We start from the raw sequence: 16,753 nt of genomic DNA, 5'->3' as shown, positions 1-16,753 counted from the left end.
GACGCGCTCCGCTTGTCCGGTCCGTCGCCGCTGGCCGGCCACCTTGCGCGCCCATCCATGGCTGACTCCAAAATAGAGCGCAACCGTCTTCAGACCGTCTGTGCCACGGTCATACGCGGCCAGAAACTTTCGCCGCAAATCATCATCGAAGGCTCGCGCCATAGCTTTTGCGTCGCCGGAGATTCGCCGACCATCAGTCTACACTATTCTTGAAAATGATCTAGAGGGTTACGCTGTGGGCGCAAGCCTGCGGGAGAGCTTGGCCTGCACGAGTTCACGAACCTCAGCCACGCCGAAGAAGAAATAACCTGCTGCTGAGAGCACCAGAGTGAACCCTGCGGCAACCACTACATCGAGCCAAATCGGCCAATGAGTGTTGGCAAAGGTTGGCCATACGGCCAGGCCAAAAGCAACTGTCATGAACGCAAACAAGCGCAAGACCGGGCCGATGGAGATATGCATCTCGGCAGGAAACAGCTTCAAATTCAGGTGCACGATATAAGCCGTCTGAATGATCTCCCACGTGAGCCATGCATAGAGGAAACCTTGCAAGCCGAAGGACTTCATGGCGAAAAACGAGATTATCAGCATGACGGAGTAACCGGCGATGGCAAACAGAGACAGTTCCTCATGTTTGTTACTCGACTGCTGAAACTGGGTTTTGTGCTCTTTAATGGCAAGGACACCCGAGATAACGGCCATCAACAGGCAGAGAATTGGATTGTAGATATCGCGTTTATGCAGCCATATTGTGAAGAGGAACGGGCATATCAGCAGGCAGCCAATGCTGACAACCGGGATGAGAAAGATGACAACGCGCTCTGAGAGATCGTAAAGGCGCCGCAGTCCCGGCCAGTCTCTTTTTCCAACCAGCATCGTAATATCCTGGCCGAGGGAAAAGCTGGCAATGGAGAGAATCTGGCGCGAAAACTGGAAGACCATGCGCACCAGTTGAAAGGTGGCCACAGCGCCGGGGCCGAGGACTCTTTGAGTGAGCAGGATAGGCCCCTGCCAGGTGAGAAAACCGGATAGCGAGAAGAGAACGAAATGGCCGCTCGGCTTGAGAATGGTGGAAACTTCCCTCCAGCTTCCATAGCGAAGAGATGGCAGCAGGATCGGCGCCGTGCGCCGGATGTCGATTATGAGCAGAATAAGAAAGAAGAGATATGAGCCAAGCTGCGCCGCGGCTATGACTGGAAAAGATCCGTGAAGCAGAATCGCCGTGGCCGTGGCAAATACTGTGCACAGCCTTTGCGCATTCGCCCAATTGTTGCCGCGCGCCAGCTTGCCAACGACCATATAGCTGTTTGTGAACAGGCTCCAGGGCATGATGATGCACATCTGCGCGACCATCAGCAATATGGTGAGCTCGGCATCATGGGGGCTGGTGTGCTTGAGCCTGAGCCACTCCGCTACCGGTAGAAAGAAGACCAGCGATCCGAGAGCCATGAAAATGCCAATGATGATGAGCAGCAGCCTTACCGCGCTTGCCTGCACGGACTTTGCTTCTTCCACCTGCCCGCGATTGTAGAGAATAGCCGTCTGATTGTTGGCATACGTCTGGATGCCGTAATTGAGAGTGCCTAGATAGCTGATGGCGGCGCTCAAGGCCACCCATTCGCCGTAGACTTCGAGTCCGTTGGCATAAAAGTGCAGGAACAGCGGCGGCACAATCAACTGCGTAATGACCGCTACGCCCTGCCCAATAAAGTATGTGAGCATCAACTTCAGGATTCGTTTCAGACTCATCTAGGTCTATTCTCCGCGTAAAAAGAGGCAGGCGCTATTTTTATGTGTCGGTTTGGCAATGGAAGCTGCCGCCGGATACGGCGATTCGGCATTCCTCAAATGCAACTTCTTCTGGATTCGGATGCAGCGCCGGGAATACACAATGCGGTCGATTGAATTTACAGAGCGAATGCGTGAGCGTCGTATGCGAAGCTCTCAATATCAATTTTAAGCAATTCGATGTGATCTTGTCCGTCCAACGCGGTTCGTCTTTAGCGTGATCCACGCAAAACAGAGCTCATTACAAATAAAAATTACTTCTGTACCCGTTTTACACAGCAGAAATTGCATTGTGTGTTATAGTCGGACTACAAAAATCATAAAACTGACTCACAGTCAGACACTTTGCAGTTCTGTTGCGCTGGCGTGTATCGGCAGAATGAAATTAGTCTGTCCGAACGGCCTCTCTCCGGATGTGCCATTTTTCCTTGCCTTGGGGGACAGATGGGTGCACGTTCGCTGTTTTCCGGTCATCCGGAAACGACGCTTCTTTCGGAATTTCATGCTTTTTACAAGCCGCAACAACGCATCGCAGCGGCAGCCAATAGCGATTTGGAGATGCGGGTCAGCGCGTGGGCGGGTTCGGCGGCCAGGCGCGTCTTTGAAGTAACCTGCGTGTTGTGCGCGCTGCCAGTGGCGCTGCCGGTCTTTCTTCTTGTGTGGCTGGCGGTGCGCTTCACCTCACCGGGTCCGGCTCTTTTTCGCCAGGTGCGGATGGGTCGCGACGGGCGCGCTTTCACGATTCTCAAGTTCCGCACCATGCCGGTATGCGCCGATCCGACCTCGAGACCCACACTAACCAGCTCCAACAATCAGCAGTTCACTTCCATTGGCCCGTTTCTGCGCCGCTGGAAGCTGGATGAGGTGCCGCAGCTGTTTCATATTCTGCACGGGGAAATGAGCCTGGTTGGTCCACGGCCCAAGCTTGCCTGTTACGAGAGTGTGCGCCTGGCTTGCCGGCCAGGGCTGACGGGCTTTGCCACCATGGTTTTTGCGCGCGAGGAGATGGCGCTGGCAAGGGTCCCGCAGGCGGAGGTGGACGCTTACTACCAGGCGGTGGTCAAGCCGTTTAAGTGCAGGCTCGATGCGGAATACATGGCGCAGGCCACATTTCTCTCCGACCTGAGGATCATTCTCAAGAGCGTTTTCCGCGACTGGGGTGATATGGCACTCTCTGAACTGCCACCCTGGCTGCCGCAAGACGATGAATTTACACAGCGGTGGCGTTCGGAGCAGGTCTTGCCCGCTGACGATGGTACACCCGAGCTTCAGCCCGATTCGGTCTTCGCAGCTATTTCGCAGTAGTTCAAAACCCGAACGCGCCCTGTCATCACATGCGGACAGGGGTTTCACGTGTGGATCAACGGAGCGCGGCAACCGAAAGAAGGCGTGACGCGGCTTGTAAGATGGGCACCATGCTTGCACGCCTGATGTCCGTTGCTCTGCTGTTCGTTTCATCGCTTGCTGCGCAGTCGCCTCTCGATGACTTTCACACGCGCTTCGATGCTGAGCTTCCTCGCCACGGCATCGTCGGCGGAGGCTTTGCTTTTATTCACGGCACGTCACCGGCTACGGAGTTCTTCTTGGGCGAGGCGCGCGCCGCGACTCATCAACCCACGGACGCGCATACCGCATATAACTGGGCTTCGATTACTAAGACCATGACGGCGATTGCCATTCTGCAACTGCGGGATCGCGGCCTGCTTTCGCTGGATGATCCGGCGGTGAAGTACGTGCCGGAGTTGCGCCAGGTGCATGACGCTTACGGCTCCATCGACGATGTCACCATCCGTCATCTGCTTACGCACTCTGCCGGCTTTCGCAATGGCACGTGGCCGTGGGATTGCGATGACGCGAAGGATTGCGACTGGCAGCCATTTGAGCCAACGAAGTGGGTGCAGGTGGCCGCTATGCTGCCTTATACACACATTCTGTTCAAGCCGGGCAGCCGCTGGAGTTATTCGAATCCGGGCTACGTGTTTCTAGGGCAGATCATTGAGCGCGTCAGCGGTGACGACTTCGAGGTTTACATCGACAAGAACATTCTCAAGCCGCTCGGGATGACGGAAAGCTACTTTGACCGCGCTCCGTATTTTCTTGAGGAGCATGTCTCGGAGAGCTTTCTTCGTTCCGGCGCAAAACTGACGCAGCAACCCTTCAACTTCAATACCGGAATCACTACGTCGAACAGTGGATTGAAGGCTCCCATTACAGATATGGAGAAGTATGCGCGCTTTCTGATGGGCGAACCGGGCAATGCGCGCTACGAAATGGTGCTCAAGCGCGGCTCACTGGAGGAAGCGTGGCAAGGAGTGCTGCCTGCCGTTGAGCCAGGTGAGGTTGCAACGGCATATACATCAGGTCCGCAGGGCTCGCAGCCGAAGATGGGGCTCGGTTTCTTTGTAATCGAAGTAAACGGCCATCGCTACATCTATCACGATGGCGACCAGGGCGGCTTTACGCTGGAGTTGATGATCGATCCGGCAGGCAAAAGCGCCAGCATTCTTGCCTCAAATACAACGGACACCGGATCGCCGCCGACAGACACTACGCATGCGGTATCGAATACAGAGCCTGACGCAAGCACCGACGTGCGGCAGGCATTGCGTGGTGTACTCATCGAAAAGGTCTTTCCTTCGTATGCCGCAAAAAACTAGGCCGTATCGCCGCTGTTGCCAATGTCCATGGAAGGCGCGATTGGATTGTGTTCGTCGATGTAGGCTTCGATACAGATGTTCAGGACGCCCTTGGCTTCCAGAATGAAGTCCACAGCATCGCGTCCCGCGCCGTACCCACCGGGGTGCGGAGTCACGTAGTGTGCCGCGGCTTTTACCTGGTCACGGGCATTGGCCACGGCGACAGCCAGACCGCACTGCCGCATCACTGGAAGATCGATGACGTCATCGCCCACATAAGCAATCTCATCGAGCGTTACGCCTTCCTTCGCCATGATCTCGCGTACGGCCTGCATCTTGTATGACTGGCCCATGTACACGAATTCAAGCTTCAGGTCTCGCGCTCGCGTGGCCACAGTCTCGCTGATGCGCTTGGTGATGATGCCGCACTTGAGGCCGCCGAGCCGCGCCAGAGAAATGCCCGCGCCATCATGCGCGCTATAGCCCTTAGCTTCCATCAGCGTTGCCGACTGCACGGCGAAGCCCGTATGGCCGTCTTTCTCCTTGAGTTGCTGTCCGACCGAAGAGCTGCCGCCCGCCAGGCTGCCAGGAACAAGCCAGATAGTGCCGTCGGTCAGGACACCATCCACGTCAAAGAGAATGATCTTGATGCGCTGCGCACGCTCGTTTGCGGTAAGTGTCATTTTTTCATTTTAGCTGTGCGTTCTGCGCGACAATGGATTTGTGACCGGCAGCAATGACAACGCGGCTCCGCCCACTCTTGCAGAAGAGGATTTTTATTTTGAGAATGGGCTGATGGTTTTTACCGCGGCATATCACCTCAAGCGCGGATACTGCTGCGGCTCCGGCTGCCGTCACTGCCCTTATCAAGATACAGATACCGCCGAAGCGGAAGATACGGGCAGCGAGGCGCCATAAGAGCAGGGAATTACTTCAAGGTTTCAAAGAGGAACCACGTCCGTCGTTCCGTCTCATCCAGCCAATTTTCAAGCAGGCTTGCTGTGGCCACGTCTTTGGCTTCGTCTGCAATGGTGTGCGCCTCGCGCATGATCTCAAGCAGCGAACGATTGTCGTCCAGAAGCTCGCTCAGCATCTCTTTTGCGTTGACGTGCTGCTTATCGTTGTCTGCGATAGTCTGCAATTTGGCGATGTGGCCGATGGAGCGAATCGTTGTGCCGCCAATCTTCCGCACCCGCTCCGCCACGTCGTCGCTCATGGCAAAGATCTGGTCGCTCTGTTCATCGAGCAACAGGTGGTAGTCGCGGAAATGCGGTCCTCCATGTGCCAATGAAAATTTTTGGTCTTGATATACAGGGCAAAGACGTCAGCCAGTAACGCGTTCAGTGCTTTGGAACCGTCCTTGATGTATTCGGGTGAAAACCCGGCAGGCGAGATAGCTGCCTTAGCTTCCTGAGTAGGCATAGCAAGCTCCTTAACGACGGAAGGTGTGACAAATTGTTTCCGTACACTCTTCTGATGCATGGCTCAAGGCGGAGTTGCGCTTCTTTGAGAGGTGGTTTTTGCCGTTCCCCGCGCTGAGCCAAAACTGCTATTCTCTTTTCCGCTGCAGAAAACCGATTTAGCAAGGGAGAATTACCGGCAATGTGGTTCCTTGGGATGGATGTAGGCACGGGCGGCACGCGCGCCGTTGTGGCGGATGAAAACGGCAGGCTCATCAGCGGTGCGGCCGCTGAGCACGCGCCATTCCGCGTGGATCATCCCGGCTGGGCCGAACAAGATCCCGAAGACTGGTGGCGCGCTGCAAAGGAAGCCATTGTGAGTGCGCTTGCTGCCGCTCCGGAGCCGAAGCAGCCCATCGCCGCCCTTGGACTGACCGGCCAGATGCACGGCGCTGTCATGCTGGATGAAAACGGCGCGGTTCTTCGCCCATCCCTTATCTGGTGCGATACGCGCACTCAGCCCGAGTGCGACTGGCTGAACGAAAAAATCGGCTACGAAAAGCTCATCGAACTGACCTGCAACCCCGCGCTGCCCAACTTCACCCTCACCAAGCTGCTCTGGGTCAAGACGCACCAGCCGGAAATCTTTGCCAAAATCCGCCACGTCATGTGTCCCAAGGATTACGCGCGCTACCGCCTCACCGGCGAGTTCGCCATTGACGTGCAGGAGGCCTCTGGTACGCTGCTGCTCGACGTCACGCATCGCCGCTGGTCTGCGGAAGTTGCCGAAGCCGCTGGCATTCCTCTCGAATGGCTTCCCAAGGTTTATGAATCCCCGGAGGTTTGCGCGCGCATCAGCGGAGAAGCTGCCGGCTTGACGGGGCTTATTGCAGGAACCCCTGTCGTTGCCGGTGCGGGTGACCAGGGTGCGGGCGCGGTCGGCATGGGCATTCTGCAGCCCGGCTCGGTCTCTGCCACCATCGGCACATCGGGCGTGGTTTTTGCCGCCACTGCGAGCCCTACGAAAGATCCCAAAGGCCGCCTGCACACCTTTTGCCACGCCGTTCCGGGCCTCTGGCATGTCATGGGCGTTACGCAGTCCGCAGGCCTCAGCTTCAACTGGCTGCGCAATACCTTTTTCGCGGGTCAGAGCTATGACGCGCTTACCGCCGCAGCCGAAAAAGTTCCCGCGGGCAGCCAGGGCCTGGAGTGGGCGCCGTATCTTCTGGGCGAGCGCACGCCGCATCTCGATCCTGAAGTACGGGCCGCATTCACGGGTATCTCAACGACGCACACTCCTGCGCATTTCACTCGAGCCGTGCTTGAGGGCGTGGCTTATTCGCTGCGGGATACCTTTACTCTTTTTGCCGAGCTTGGCATTCCGGTCAGCGGTATCCGCCTCGGCGGCGGCGGCGCGCGCGGTTCGCTCTGGCGGCGCATCCAGGCTGGAGTTTACGGTCACGCGGTTGAGATTCTGACTGCGGAAGAGGGCGGCGCGTTCGGTTGCGCGCTTATGGCCGGCGTTGGGGCGGGTCACTGGACCAATCTCGATGAAGCCTGCGCGCGGGCCATTGAGGTGGCCGAACGCATTGAGCCCAACCCTGCTGATCTCTCCGCTTATGAAGCTGGCTATGCGCGCTGGCGCAAGCTCTATCCGGCGCTCAAGACGCTGCGCTAACGCGTCACCACGCCGTCACGGCTTTTCCGCTGGGAGCGGCGGAGCCTCCGGCAGATCAAAAATCTGAATTTCGCCCTCCCTTAAAATCGCCACACGGCGGCCTGACGGCGAAAGGGCTACGTTGCCTCCAGCATCGTATATGGGGCTGGCTTGCGTCCGGAGAAATTCTTTGCCGGTAGCGGCATCCAGAACAGTGACGTTTTGGCGTATCAGGTCATCCGGGCTCAGCGGCGCAGTTGCATTCACCGCATGTGTTGCCTGCACGGTCTCGCGGATCAGCCTTGTACCGTTCTTGCTTACCACCAGCAGTGGCCAGATATTTGTGGCGCTGTCCTGCCGTTGCCATAGCAGGCGTCCATCCAGTGTCATGACCACAAACCATGGTCCTCCAGATGAGGCGCAGACGGAGGCTGCATATTCTTTCGGCGATACAAAGTCCAGCCTCGGAGCGCAGACGGAGTCCACGACTCCGGCGCGGGTAGCCCCGCCGGTAAATGGATCGAATTGGATGATCCATGAAAGACCGAGGGAACGGAGTGTCTCCAAATAGCCTTCCGCATTGAATGGCACATGAACCGCGGCGCGGACGTGGCTCACCAGCATCACCTCGCCGGAGGGACTGCGCAGAATTCGCAGTATTGTGTCCTGCTTCCGGCTTGAGGGCGCGGCATCCGTATTGATCAGCGTCTGCGCCGTGGGCGGGCTTTGAACGTCACCGGATTTGGCATGGCTCCCGGCCGCCTCGGTTGATTCCGCAACAACATACTGCCGCGAGGGGTCGAGTTCCACATAGTTCAGCGGCCCTGGAAACTTCAACCATGGCTTCAGCGCAAGCGAGCCGTCGCCCAGGCTGAGCGTGTCTCGATCGCGCAGGGCAAACTTTCCCCCCTCAAGCATAAAGACATAGCGCCCGTAGTCATGCAGCGTCCATAGGGCTTCCGCCTGAACCACTCCGTCCGGTACGTGTACAACCACTGCACGAACATGCCGCTCCATTTCATCCGCTGTTCCCGATGGATCGCGGTGAAATAGACCGGGAACGCGAAAGGTGAATAGCAGGCGGTCCTCATCCAGAAAGTCGAGCGACACAAGCGAATACCGTGCCTCGAAGTAGATCTCTCCCGGCGGTGCAAAGCCCAGCGTGGCAGCGGAAATTGTGTATGAAGGCGGCTGAGATGTCTGAGGCGCCGGGGAATCCTCCGCCTGCTTGTGCCTGGCGGCTGAAGCGTTCAGTACAAACATTGTCGCGGCAGACAGCAAGGCTGCGGAGCGGAACAACATCACGGAGCGGACCCGGCAACTCATCGCATCCATTGTCGCTCATGGAGCCCCTCTGTTTCTGCAGGAAACCTATATGCGAGAGTAGAAATTAGAGATGCGCACGACAGAGACGACAAAGCATGCGCCGGCGCACTGGCTGGGATACGGAGCATGTGCTCTCGCGGGCAGCCTCTGGGGTACCGGTTTCTTCTTCGGCAGGCTGGCGCTTAACGAGATGAGCGTGGAGTACATGGTGCTCTACCGCTTTCTGTTTGCCTTGCTGGGGATGTTGCCGGTGTTGCTCCGGAATAGAGTGCGGTTTTCAGCCGAAGACCTGCGATTCCTTCTGATCTCCGCTACGCTGGGGGTTCCGGTACAGTTTCTGCTTCAGTTTCATGGCCTGGCGCGTACCACGGTCAGTCACGCATCGCTCATGGTGGGTTCCATGCCGGTGCTGCTTGCCGTGGGCGCTTCCATCTTTGCGGGCGAGCGGCTGGATTGGACTGGTTGGGTCGCGTTGGCCGGTTCCACGGTGGGAGCGGGACTCGTGGTGCTGGGCGGCACGCACGGCGGAGGCCGCAGCGAGCCTACTCTCGCTGGCGACCTTCTCGTCGTTGCCTCACTTACCCTTGCTGTCGGGTGGATCCTGCTGAGCAAAAAGCTGATGGCTCGCCATAGCCCTCCGGTTGTCACCGCTTACACCATTCTTGCCGGCACGGTGATGCTCGCGGTGTGGATTCTCACGCCGGTACTGGTAAAGCCGTGGATTCCAAATGCCAGCGCGCCCATGCCATTTGCTCATGTCAGCGCAACGGCGTGGATTGCGCTTGCCGCCGGCGGTCTGGCCTGCACGGCCACCACAACGCTGCTCTGGAACTGGGGAATTCATCATGTGCCTGCCTCGCGCGCAGGTGTGTTCCTCAATATCGAACCGGCACTGGGCTCCATTCTTGGTGTCGAGCTTTTGGGCGAGCATCTGGGCCCGTATGCGTGGCTCGGTGGTGCGCTGATCCTGGGCGCGGCTGTCACGATGACCATCCGCGGGCACGATCCGGAGGTTGTGCTCGAGTGAATCCTTCCGCACTGGATAGCATGTCGAGCGAACCACAATGCGAGACAGAGATGGACGAAAGAGGTATTCGCAAGCGTACAGAAGTACAGATTTACAGAAATGCAGAATTTCTACCGCTTGAAAAAGCGTATTTTCGTAAAATTATATTCTGTAAAATATAGATAATAATTGCTTTAGATCATTTCTCCTCTTGCCCCTGGCCGCAAAAACAAATACGCGGCGAGGGTGGGGCGCCCGAACTGTATACCTTCGGGAGAGATGCTCTGATGTTGCGGCCTGGGGCTGCGGCGTCTGAGGATTTGCCGGAACAACTTTCGCTTTTTGTTTCCCCTGCAAGGCTGTTTTTCGAGAGGTGGAGGATTATGCCGCTATGTGATTGTTTTTGTGTAATTTACCGGTGATTTATGGTGTTTACTAATTGATTATCATGAACGGTTACTTTTGAGGGGACACCCTCGAAAAAAAAATTTCGCGGCTGCCTTGAAAGAGCCACGGCCCGAATCCTTTTGGGATTCGGGCCGTGGCTTTTTCTTCCGCTGATTCTGAGTAAAGCATAAATGGGGTTAATTGCATGCAAAGTTTCTGAAGGAGGTGGGGTTACGAAAGGGTGGTGGACTTTGGTAATGGGGAAAGAAAGGGAAAAGAGCAGTTCTCCTCTTGCTGTGGAGCGATCCCAGCCTGGACGCAAAAACAAATACGCGATGAGGGTGGGGCGTCCGAACTTTATATCTTCGGGAGAGATGCTCTAAGGAGAGATATTTCAACCTAAGAGGATGCACAAGCGGCGTCTAAGTGCGGTTCAAGAGCCACTTCTTGAATCAGAATTTGTACACTTGAAGACGTAGAAACGACGAAAGCCGGTCCTGTTGACCGGGCTTTTTTGTAATTCATCCTAAGCATGACGCAAGAGGGCAAAATTTTGTGCAATTATTTGAAAGAAATTTTGTCTTTGGAGAGATGCCTTGAGCCTCGGTTTTGTTTTTAGCGTGTCAGCCGCGCTTCGCGCGGCAGCGAGTTAGCAAGTTAGCCGGGCACGTGAGCGGTACGTCTTAGCAAGTGGGCATCGGGCGTATCGTGATAAGAGCATCATAATTCTGATTGGAAGCAAGGAAAACAATGGCGGAGATTGCAGTTGAGGCCGCGGCTATCCCGGCTCAGTTTCCAAATGTACGAGTGGCTGTGCTTGGCGCCGGTAAGATGGGCGGTATTCTGCTGCAGGCATTCCTCAAGCAGAACCTCTTTGGCGCCGATCAGATTCGCGCCACCGTGGGCCACGCTGAACGAGCCGTTGTGCTCAGCTCGCAGTGGGGTGTGGATGTAAGCACGAACAACCTGGAAGCGGCACGCCAGGCCGACCTCATCCTGCTCGGTGTGAAGCCTTTTCAGGTGCCGGAGCTGATGGAACAGATCAAGCCCGCGCTCACGCAGGCCAAGACCATTGTTTCCATTGCTGCAAGCGTGAAGACGCGCGCCATTGAGGAAGCCGCGGGCCTGGAAATCGCCGTTCTTCGCGCCATGCCGAATACGCCATCGGCGCTTGGCGCCGGGGCAACGGGCCTGTGCGCGGGCCGCTTCGTCAAACCCGAGCACATGGAGCTTGCGCGGCGCATCTTTGAGACGGTTGGACGCGCTGTGATTGTGGATGAAAAGCATATGGACGCTGTGACGGGTCTCTCCGCGTCCGGACCGGCGTACATCTACATCATTATTGAGGCGCTTGCCGAGGCTGGAGTCAAAGTCGGGCTGCCGCGCGACATAGCCACGCAACTGGCCGCGCAAACTGTCTTTGGCGCGGGTAAGATGGTGCTTGAAACGGGCTACCACCCGGCATTGCTCAAGGACGCTGTAACCACACCGGCAGGTTGCACGGTAGACGGTATTCTGGAACTCGAAGAAGGCGGACTGCGTGTCACGCTCATCAAAGCTGTGATGCGTGCCACGGAGCGGGCCAAGCAACTGGCGGCGGGATAACGCGGGATCCATGCAGGGAATGCAAACGGAAGCAGTATCGGGAAAGCAACAGGCGGTGCAGAGGCCGCAATGGCTTCCTGCGCGCATCCCTGAGCTCGATGGTCTGCGCGGCCTTGCTGTTCTGGGTGTGTTTTTCTACCACTGCAAACCGCGGCTTGTCGGTACTCCGTTTTACCAAGGCGCACTGTGGGGATGGAGCGGAGTCACGCTCTTCTTTGTCCTCTCCGGTTTTCTCATCACATCGATTTTGCTGGAAGCTCAGAGCGAGCCCCACTACTTTCGTAACTTCTACGGCCGCCGCATCCTTCGCGTCTGGCCTGTATATTTCCTCGCGATCACTGCCTGCTATGTCAGAGCCGACTGGTTCGTGGGCACGAACGCCAGCCATGCTGTCCGCAGCGTGCCATGGTGGGCCATCGCACTCTTCGTGCAGAACTTCTTCTACGGTCCGCTGCCGCCCTCCATCGGCCCAACATGGACGCTCGCTATCGAAGAGCAGTACTACCTGCTCTGGGCGCCAATTGTCCGATGGGTGAAGCGCCCTTGGCTGCTGGCGATTCTACTCGTCGCCGCGCTCATCGCCAGCCCGCTTTTCCGCCGCTCGCATCTGCCATGGATCACACCTGCGCACACGTTCACGCACCTGGACGGCATCGCGATGGGCAGCCTCATCGCGCTCGGACTGCATACTCTTGGCTTGGACCGTCGCAGATGGCTGCTGTTCGGCTGCATCGGGGTTGGCGTGGGGTTCCCGGCGGCAGCGACCTTCGCGGGTGGCACAGCATTTCTTGATTCCGCGCTTACGGTTGGATTTGCAGGAACAGTTCTTGCCGCGGTTGCCTCTACGGGTTCGCGCAGTCCGCTCAACTGGCTTCTTCGCCGCGGTCCGCTGCCATTCTTTGGCAAGATCAGCTACGGCCTGTACATGACGCACATCTTTGTCTTTATTTCTCTTGGTTGGATCGACGCGAAGATGAATGCTTATGGCATAGCAGGCAATCTGGCTGTCGTCGCGATGCGTCTTGTTGCTTGTACGGCGGTCGCAACCGCGCTTTGGTACGGCTTCGAATCCCGCATTCTGCGCCTGAAACGCTATTTTTAGTCTCCCGTTCACATTCGCCGCCACGTCGTGGGGTAATCCTGTCCTTGGGCGTACACTGGTCGGGTCAGCGCATAGTCAGCCCCAGGCAGCCCTGGCCCGGGTCGTGGCATCCATCACTTTAGAACGTGTTGTCGTAAATTCAGGCTGGTCCTGCACGCAGTTTCACCCCAAACCGCGAGGTGCCTATGAGCGCAACAACTGCGAGTCCCGATGCCGAATCTACCCATGCAGGTCCGCTGAGCCCGGACGAGCTAACCCGCATGAACGCCTACTGGCGCGCGGCGAACTATCTCTCCGTCGGCCAGATCTACCTCAAGGACAATCCGCTTCTGGAGCGGCCGCTGACGCTGGACGATGTGAAGCCGCGCCTGCTGGGACACTGGGGAACGACTCCCGGCCTTAATTTTCTGTACGTGCATTGGAACCGCGTGATCAAGCAGCGCGATTTGAACATGCTGTATATCATCGGCCCTGGGCATGGTGGTCCGGGCCTGGTAGCGAACACTTATCTGGAAGGCTCTTATTCGGAAATTTATCCGCACATCGAGCGCAACACAGATGGTATCAAGCGGCTTTTCCGGCAGTTCAGTTGGCCTTATGGCATTCCCAGCCACGTCGCACCGGAGACGCCGGGTTCGATTCACGAGGGCGGCGAGCTTGGTTACTCGCTGGTGCATGCTTATGGCGCGGCCTTTGATAATCCCGACCTGATTGTGGCTTGCGTGGTGGGCGATGGCGAGGCGGAGACTGGCCCTCTGGCAACAAGCTGGCACTCGAACAAATTCCTTAATCCTGTGACGGATGGCGTGGTGCTGCCGATTCTGCACCTCAATGGCTACAAGATCGCCAATCCGACTGTTCTTGCGCGTATTCCTCACGAAGAGCTGGAGAGCCTGATGCGCGGTTATGGTTATGAGCCGTACACGCTCGAAGGCGATGATCCGGAGACGATGCATCAGAAGGCCGCAACTGTCTTTGACACGATTCTGGATCGAATTGCCGCGATTCAAAAAGCCGCGCGCGAGGAAGGATCAACGGAACGCCCGCGCTGGCCCATGCTCATCATGCGCACGCCAAAAGGCTGGACTGGCCCCAAATTTGTGGACGGCAAGCCGGTGGAAAATACATGGCGCGCGCATCAGGTGCCATTCAGCGAGCTGCGTGAAAAGCCTGACCATCTGAAGCTGTTGGAAGACTGGATGAAGAGCTATAAGCCGGAAGAACTCTTTGATGGCAAGGGCACATTCCGTGATGAGCTTGCCGAGCTTGCTCCTATGGGCCGTCGCCGCATGGGCATGAATCCGCACGCCAATGGCGGTCTTCTGCTCAAGCCGTTGGAAATTCCTAACTTCCGCGAATTCGAAGTGAAGATCAACAAGCGCGGTGACACGGACGTGGAGTCCACGCGCGTGCTGGGCAAATTTTTGCATGGCGTGATGCAGGCGAATCTCGATCAGAAAAACTTCCGCGTTGTGGGGCCGGACGAGACGGCTTCCAACCGCCTGCAGGACGTGATTACCGGCACTGGAAAAAGATGGCTTGCTGAGACGCTTCCGGTTGATGAGGAACTTTCGCCCACCGGTCGCGTGATGGAGGTGCTCAGCGAACATCTTTGCCAGGGTTGGCTTGAGGGCTACTTACTCACCGGCCGTCACGGATTTTTCTCGTGCTACGAGGCATTCATTCACATCATCGACTCGATGGTGAACCAGCATGCCAAGTGGCTGAAGACTACACGCTCTATTCCTTGGCGCAAACCGATCGCTTCACTGAACTATCTGCTGAGTTCACTCGTCTGGCGGCAGGATCACAATGGCTTCTCGCATCAAGACCCAGGCTTCATCGATCACCTGATGAACAAGAAAGCCGATGTGGTTCGCATTTATCTTCCGCCGGATGCCAACACGCTGCTCTCCGTGGGCGATCACTGCCTGCGAAGCAAGAATTACATCAATCTGATCGTTGCGGGTAAGCAGCCTGCGCCGCAGTGGTTGTCGATGACTGAGGCTATCGAGCATTGCACGATTGGCCTGGGTACGTGGCAGTGGGCCTCCGATGAGGGCGAGCCTGACCTGGTGATGGCCTGCTCCGGCGATGTTCCCACGATGGAGACGCTGGCCGCGGCTACGATACTTCGCGAGCGCATTCCCGATATTAAGATTCGCGTCGTGAACGTCGTCGATCTCATGGCGCTGCAGCCGCAGTCGGAGCATACACACGGGCTCACGGACGAAGACTTTGACGCCATCTTCACCAAGGACAAGCCTGTTCTCTTTACTTTTCACGGCTACCCGTACGTCATTCACCGCCTCACCTATCGCCGCACAAATCACAACAACATTCACGTGCGCGGCTACAAGGAAGAGGGAACGACTACAACGCCTTTCGACATGTGCGTGTTGAACAATATCGATCGCTTTCAGTTAACGATGGATGCCATTGTGCGCACGCCGCGGTTTGCAGGACAGGCGAATGATGCGCGACAGTGGTATTCCGAACAGATCCAGCGCCACAAGCTCTATGTTGCGGAGCACGGCGACGATATGCCGGAGATAAAAGACTGGCGTTGGCCCGGGGAGCGGTGAAGACGGTGCGCTTTCGGCGGGATTTTCATGCGAGGCTTATTTCATGGCGTCTATGCCTGTTCTCGTTTTAAACAGCGGCTCTTCTTCCATCAAGTTTTCCATCTATGAGGCTAGTGGCGACTCCAGAGTGCATCTTCTGGAAGGCGCCGTCGAAGGAATTGGAACTGATGAAGGCCAGTTCTGGATCAAAAACTCCAGCGGCGACGATCTTGTGAAGCAGAAGCGTGTTCTGCGCACACCCGCCGAAGCGTTCTCGCTTATCGCTGAAGCGCTTCAGTCTGGGGATTACGCGAAGCCTGCGGCTATTGGTCATCGCGTGGTCTCAGGCGGCCCTACGGTGCTTGAAAATCAGCGCATCACGCCGGAGCTGATCGACGAGATGGAGCGATATACAGACTTCGCTCCGCTGCACACGCCTATTGCGGTTTTCATCATGCGTGAGTCGCTGAGACTCTTTCCCGATGTTCCTAATTTTGCATGCCTGGATACGTGGTTTCATCGCACTCTGCCTGAGGTTGCGCGCGAGTTGCCGATTCCACGGGAGTATGCCCAGATGGGTGTGCGGCGTTATGGTGCGCATGGCATCTCGTATGAGTCCATCGTCTACCAGTTGCAGCCGCATGTTCCGGAAAGGCTGATTGTTGCGCATCTTGGCAACGGGTCATCGATCTGCGCGATTGACAACGGTGCGAGCATCGATACTTCGATGGGGCTGACTCCCACGGGTGGCATCATCAGCGCGACGCGCACCGGCGATATCGATCCGGGTGTGTTGCTCTTCATACTTCGCAAAATTGCTGCGACTACTTCGAGCGCAAGAGAAGCTGCCGACAAGCTGGAAACCGTCGCGAGTAAAGAGGCAGGACTGCTCGGGGTCAGCGGAGTCTCCAGCGATATGCGCGATCTTCGCACCGCAATTCAAAATGGCAACGAGCAGGCGCGCCTCGCGGTGGATCTCTTCGTTCACTCCATTCGGAAATTTATAGGAGCCTACATTGCCGAGCTGGGTGGCATCGACATGCTGGTCCTCACCGGAGGCATCGGCGTGAATGACACCGAGACGCGCGCCGAGATTTGCACGGGGCTTGAGCCCCTTGGGATAGTGCTCGATCCGGAACGTAACAACGTGCGCGATGCTGCGACGATCAGTGCGACTGACTCTCGCGTGGAGATTCGCGTGATTCCGCCGGAAGAAGACCTGATGATTGTGAACCATGTGGTGAGACTGCTGGCGAGCTTATCAGTTTTATACTGAAGTGTT

At 57.0% G+C, this 16,753-nt stretch carries 13 protein-coding genes; 9 read left to right on the top strand and 4 right to left on the bottom strand.

Features of this window, described 5'->3' with window-relative positions; genetic code table 11:
* Positions 1 to 228: 228 nt before the first annotated feature.
* Positions 229 to 1,749: a lipopolysaccharide biosynthesis protein gene (locus ABSG47_RS07855; protein ID WP_424168582.1), complete on the bottom strand. Its 1,521-nt coding sequence runs from the start codon at positions 1,747 to 1,749 to the stop codon at positions 229 to 231.
* 483 nt (positions 1,750 to 2,232) lie between these two features.
* Between ABSG47_RS07855 and ABSG47_RS07850 the strand changes: the two genes are divergently transcribed.
* Together ABSG47_RS07850 and ABSG47_RS07845 are read left to right on the top strand one after the other, a co-directional pair.
* Positions 2,233 to 3,093 (top strand): sugar transferase, encoded by an 861-nt coding sequence (locus tag ABSG47_RS07850; RefSeq protein WP_424168580.1) that lies wholly within the window; start codon positions 2,233 to 2,235, stop codon positions 3,091 to 3,093.
* A gap of 110 nt (positions 3,094 to 3,203) precedes the next feature.
* Positions 3,204 to 4,445, top strand: coding sequence for a serine hydrolase domain-containing protein (locus ABSG47_RS07845; protein ID WP_424168578.1), 1,242 nt, complete (start codon positions 3,204 to 3,206; stop codon positions 4,443 to 4,445).
* On the opposite strand, the gene ABSG47_RS07840 is transcribed toward ABSG47_RS07845, so the two are convergent.
* Positions 4,442 to 5,107 (bottom strand): KdsC family phosphatase, encoded by a 666-nt coding sequence (locus ABSG47_RS07840; RefSeq protein WP_424168576.1) that lies wholly within the window; start codon positions 5,105 to 5,107, stop codon positions 4,442 to 4,444. The genes ABSG47_RS07845 and ABSG47_RS07840 overlap by 4 nt on opposite strands.
* Before the next feature lie 40 nt (positions 5,108 to 5,147).
* Between ABSG47_RS07840 and ABSG47_RS07835 the strand changes: the two genes are divergently transcribed.
* Positions 5,148 to 5,342, top strand: a complete 195-nt coding sequence (locus ABSG47_RS07835; protein ID WP_424168574.1) for a C1orf53 family protein — start codon at positions 5,148 to 5,150, stop codon at positions 5,340 to 5,342.
* Between the two features lie 10 nt (positions 5,343 to 5,352).
* On the opposite strand, the gene ABSG47_RS07830 is transcribed toward ABSG47_RS07835, so the two are convergent.
* Positions 5,353 to 5,712, bottom strand: coding sequence for a Dps family protein (locus tag ABSG47_RS07830; protein WP_424168572.1), 360 nt, complete (start codon positions 5,710 to 5,712; stop codon positions 5,353 to 5,355).
* 314 nt (positions 5,713 to 6,026) lie between these two features.
* Here ABSG47_RS07830 and xylB point away from each other — a divergent pair, with 314 nt between their 5' ends.
* The gene (gene xylB, locus ABSG47_RS07825) at positions 6,027 to 7,502 is read left to right on the top strand and encodes a xylulokinase (protein WP_424168570.1); all 1,476 of its coding nucleotides are present in this window, start codon (positions 6,027 to 6,029) and stop codon (positions 7,500 to 7,502) included.
* Between the two features lie 15 nt (positions 7,503 to 7,517).
* On the opposite strand, the gene ABSG47_RS07820 is transcribed toward xylB, so the two are convergent.
* Entirely contained in the window at positions 7,518 to 8,816 is a 1,299-nt protein-coding gene (locus ABSG47_RS07820; RefSeq protein WP_424168568.1) for a hypothetical protein, read from the bottom strand.
* A 61-nt stretch (positions 8,817 to 8,877) separates the two neighbouring features.
* Between ABSG47_RS07820 and ABSG47_RS07815 the strand changes: the two genes are divergently transcribed.
* The 5 genes from ABSG47_RS07815 to ABSG47_RS07795 all read left to right on the top strand — a co-directional run bounded on the left by ABSG47_RS07815 (position 8,878) and on the right by ABSG47_RS07795 (position 16,747).
* The gene (locus ABSG47_RS07815) at positions 8,878 to 9,834 is read left to right on the top strand and encodes a DMT family transporter (protein WP_424168566.1); all 957 of its coding nucleotides are present in this window, start codon (positions 8,878 to 8,880) and stop codon (positions 9,832 to 9,834) included.
* Positions 9,835 to 10,950: 1,116 nt separating this feature from the next.
* Positions 10,951 to 11,805 (top strand): pyrroline-5-carboxylate reductase, encoded by an 855-nt coding sequence (proC, locus tag ABSG47_RS07810; protein WP_424168564.1) that lies wholly within the window; start codon positions 10,951 to 10,953, stop codon positions 11,803 to 11,805.
* A 19-nt stretch (positions 11,806 to 11,824) separates the two neighbouring features.
* On the top strand, positions 11,825 to 12,907 hold the full coding sequence (locus tag ABSG47_RS07805; RefSeq protein ID WP_424168562.1) for an acyltransferase family protein: 1,083 nt from the start codon (positions 11,825 to 11,827) through the stop codon (positions 12,905 to 12,907).
* 185 nt (positions 12,908 to 13,092) lie between these two features.
* Positions 13,093 to 15,492, top strand: a complete 2,400-nt coding sequence (locus tag ABSG47_RS07800) for a phosphoketolase family protein (protein WP_424168560.1) — start codon at positions 13,093 to 13,095, stop codon at positions 15,490 to 15,492.
* A 43-nt stretch (positions 15,493 to 15,535) separates the two neighbouring features.
* Entirely contained in the window at positions 15,536 to 16,747 is a 1,212-nt protein-coding gene (locus tag ABSG47_RS07795) for an acetate/propionate family kinase (protein ID WP_424168558.1), read from the top strand.
* Positions 16,748 to 16,753: the final 6 nt, after the last annotated feature.

This window comes from Occallatibacter sp. (genome assembly GCF_049510455.1).
Classification (GTDB): domain Bacteria; phylum Acidobacteriota; class Terriglobia; order Terriglobales; family Acidobacteriaceae; genus Telmatobacter.
This window is presented reverse-complemented; position numbering and strand designations above follow the sequence as displayed.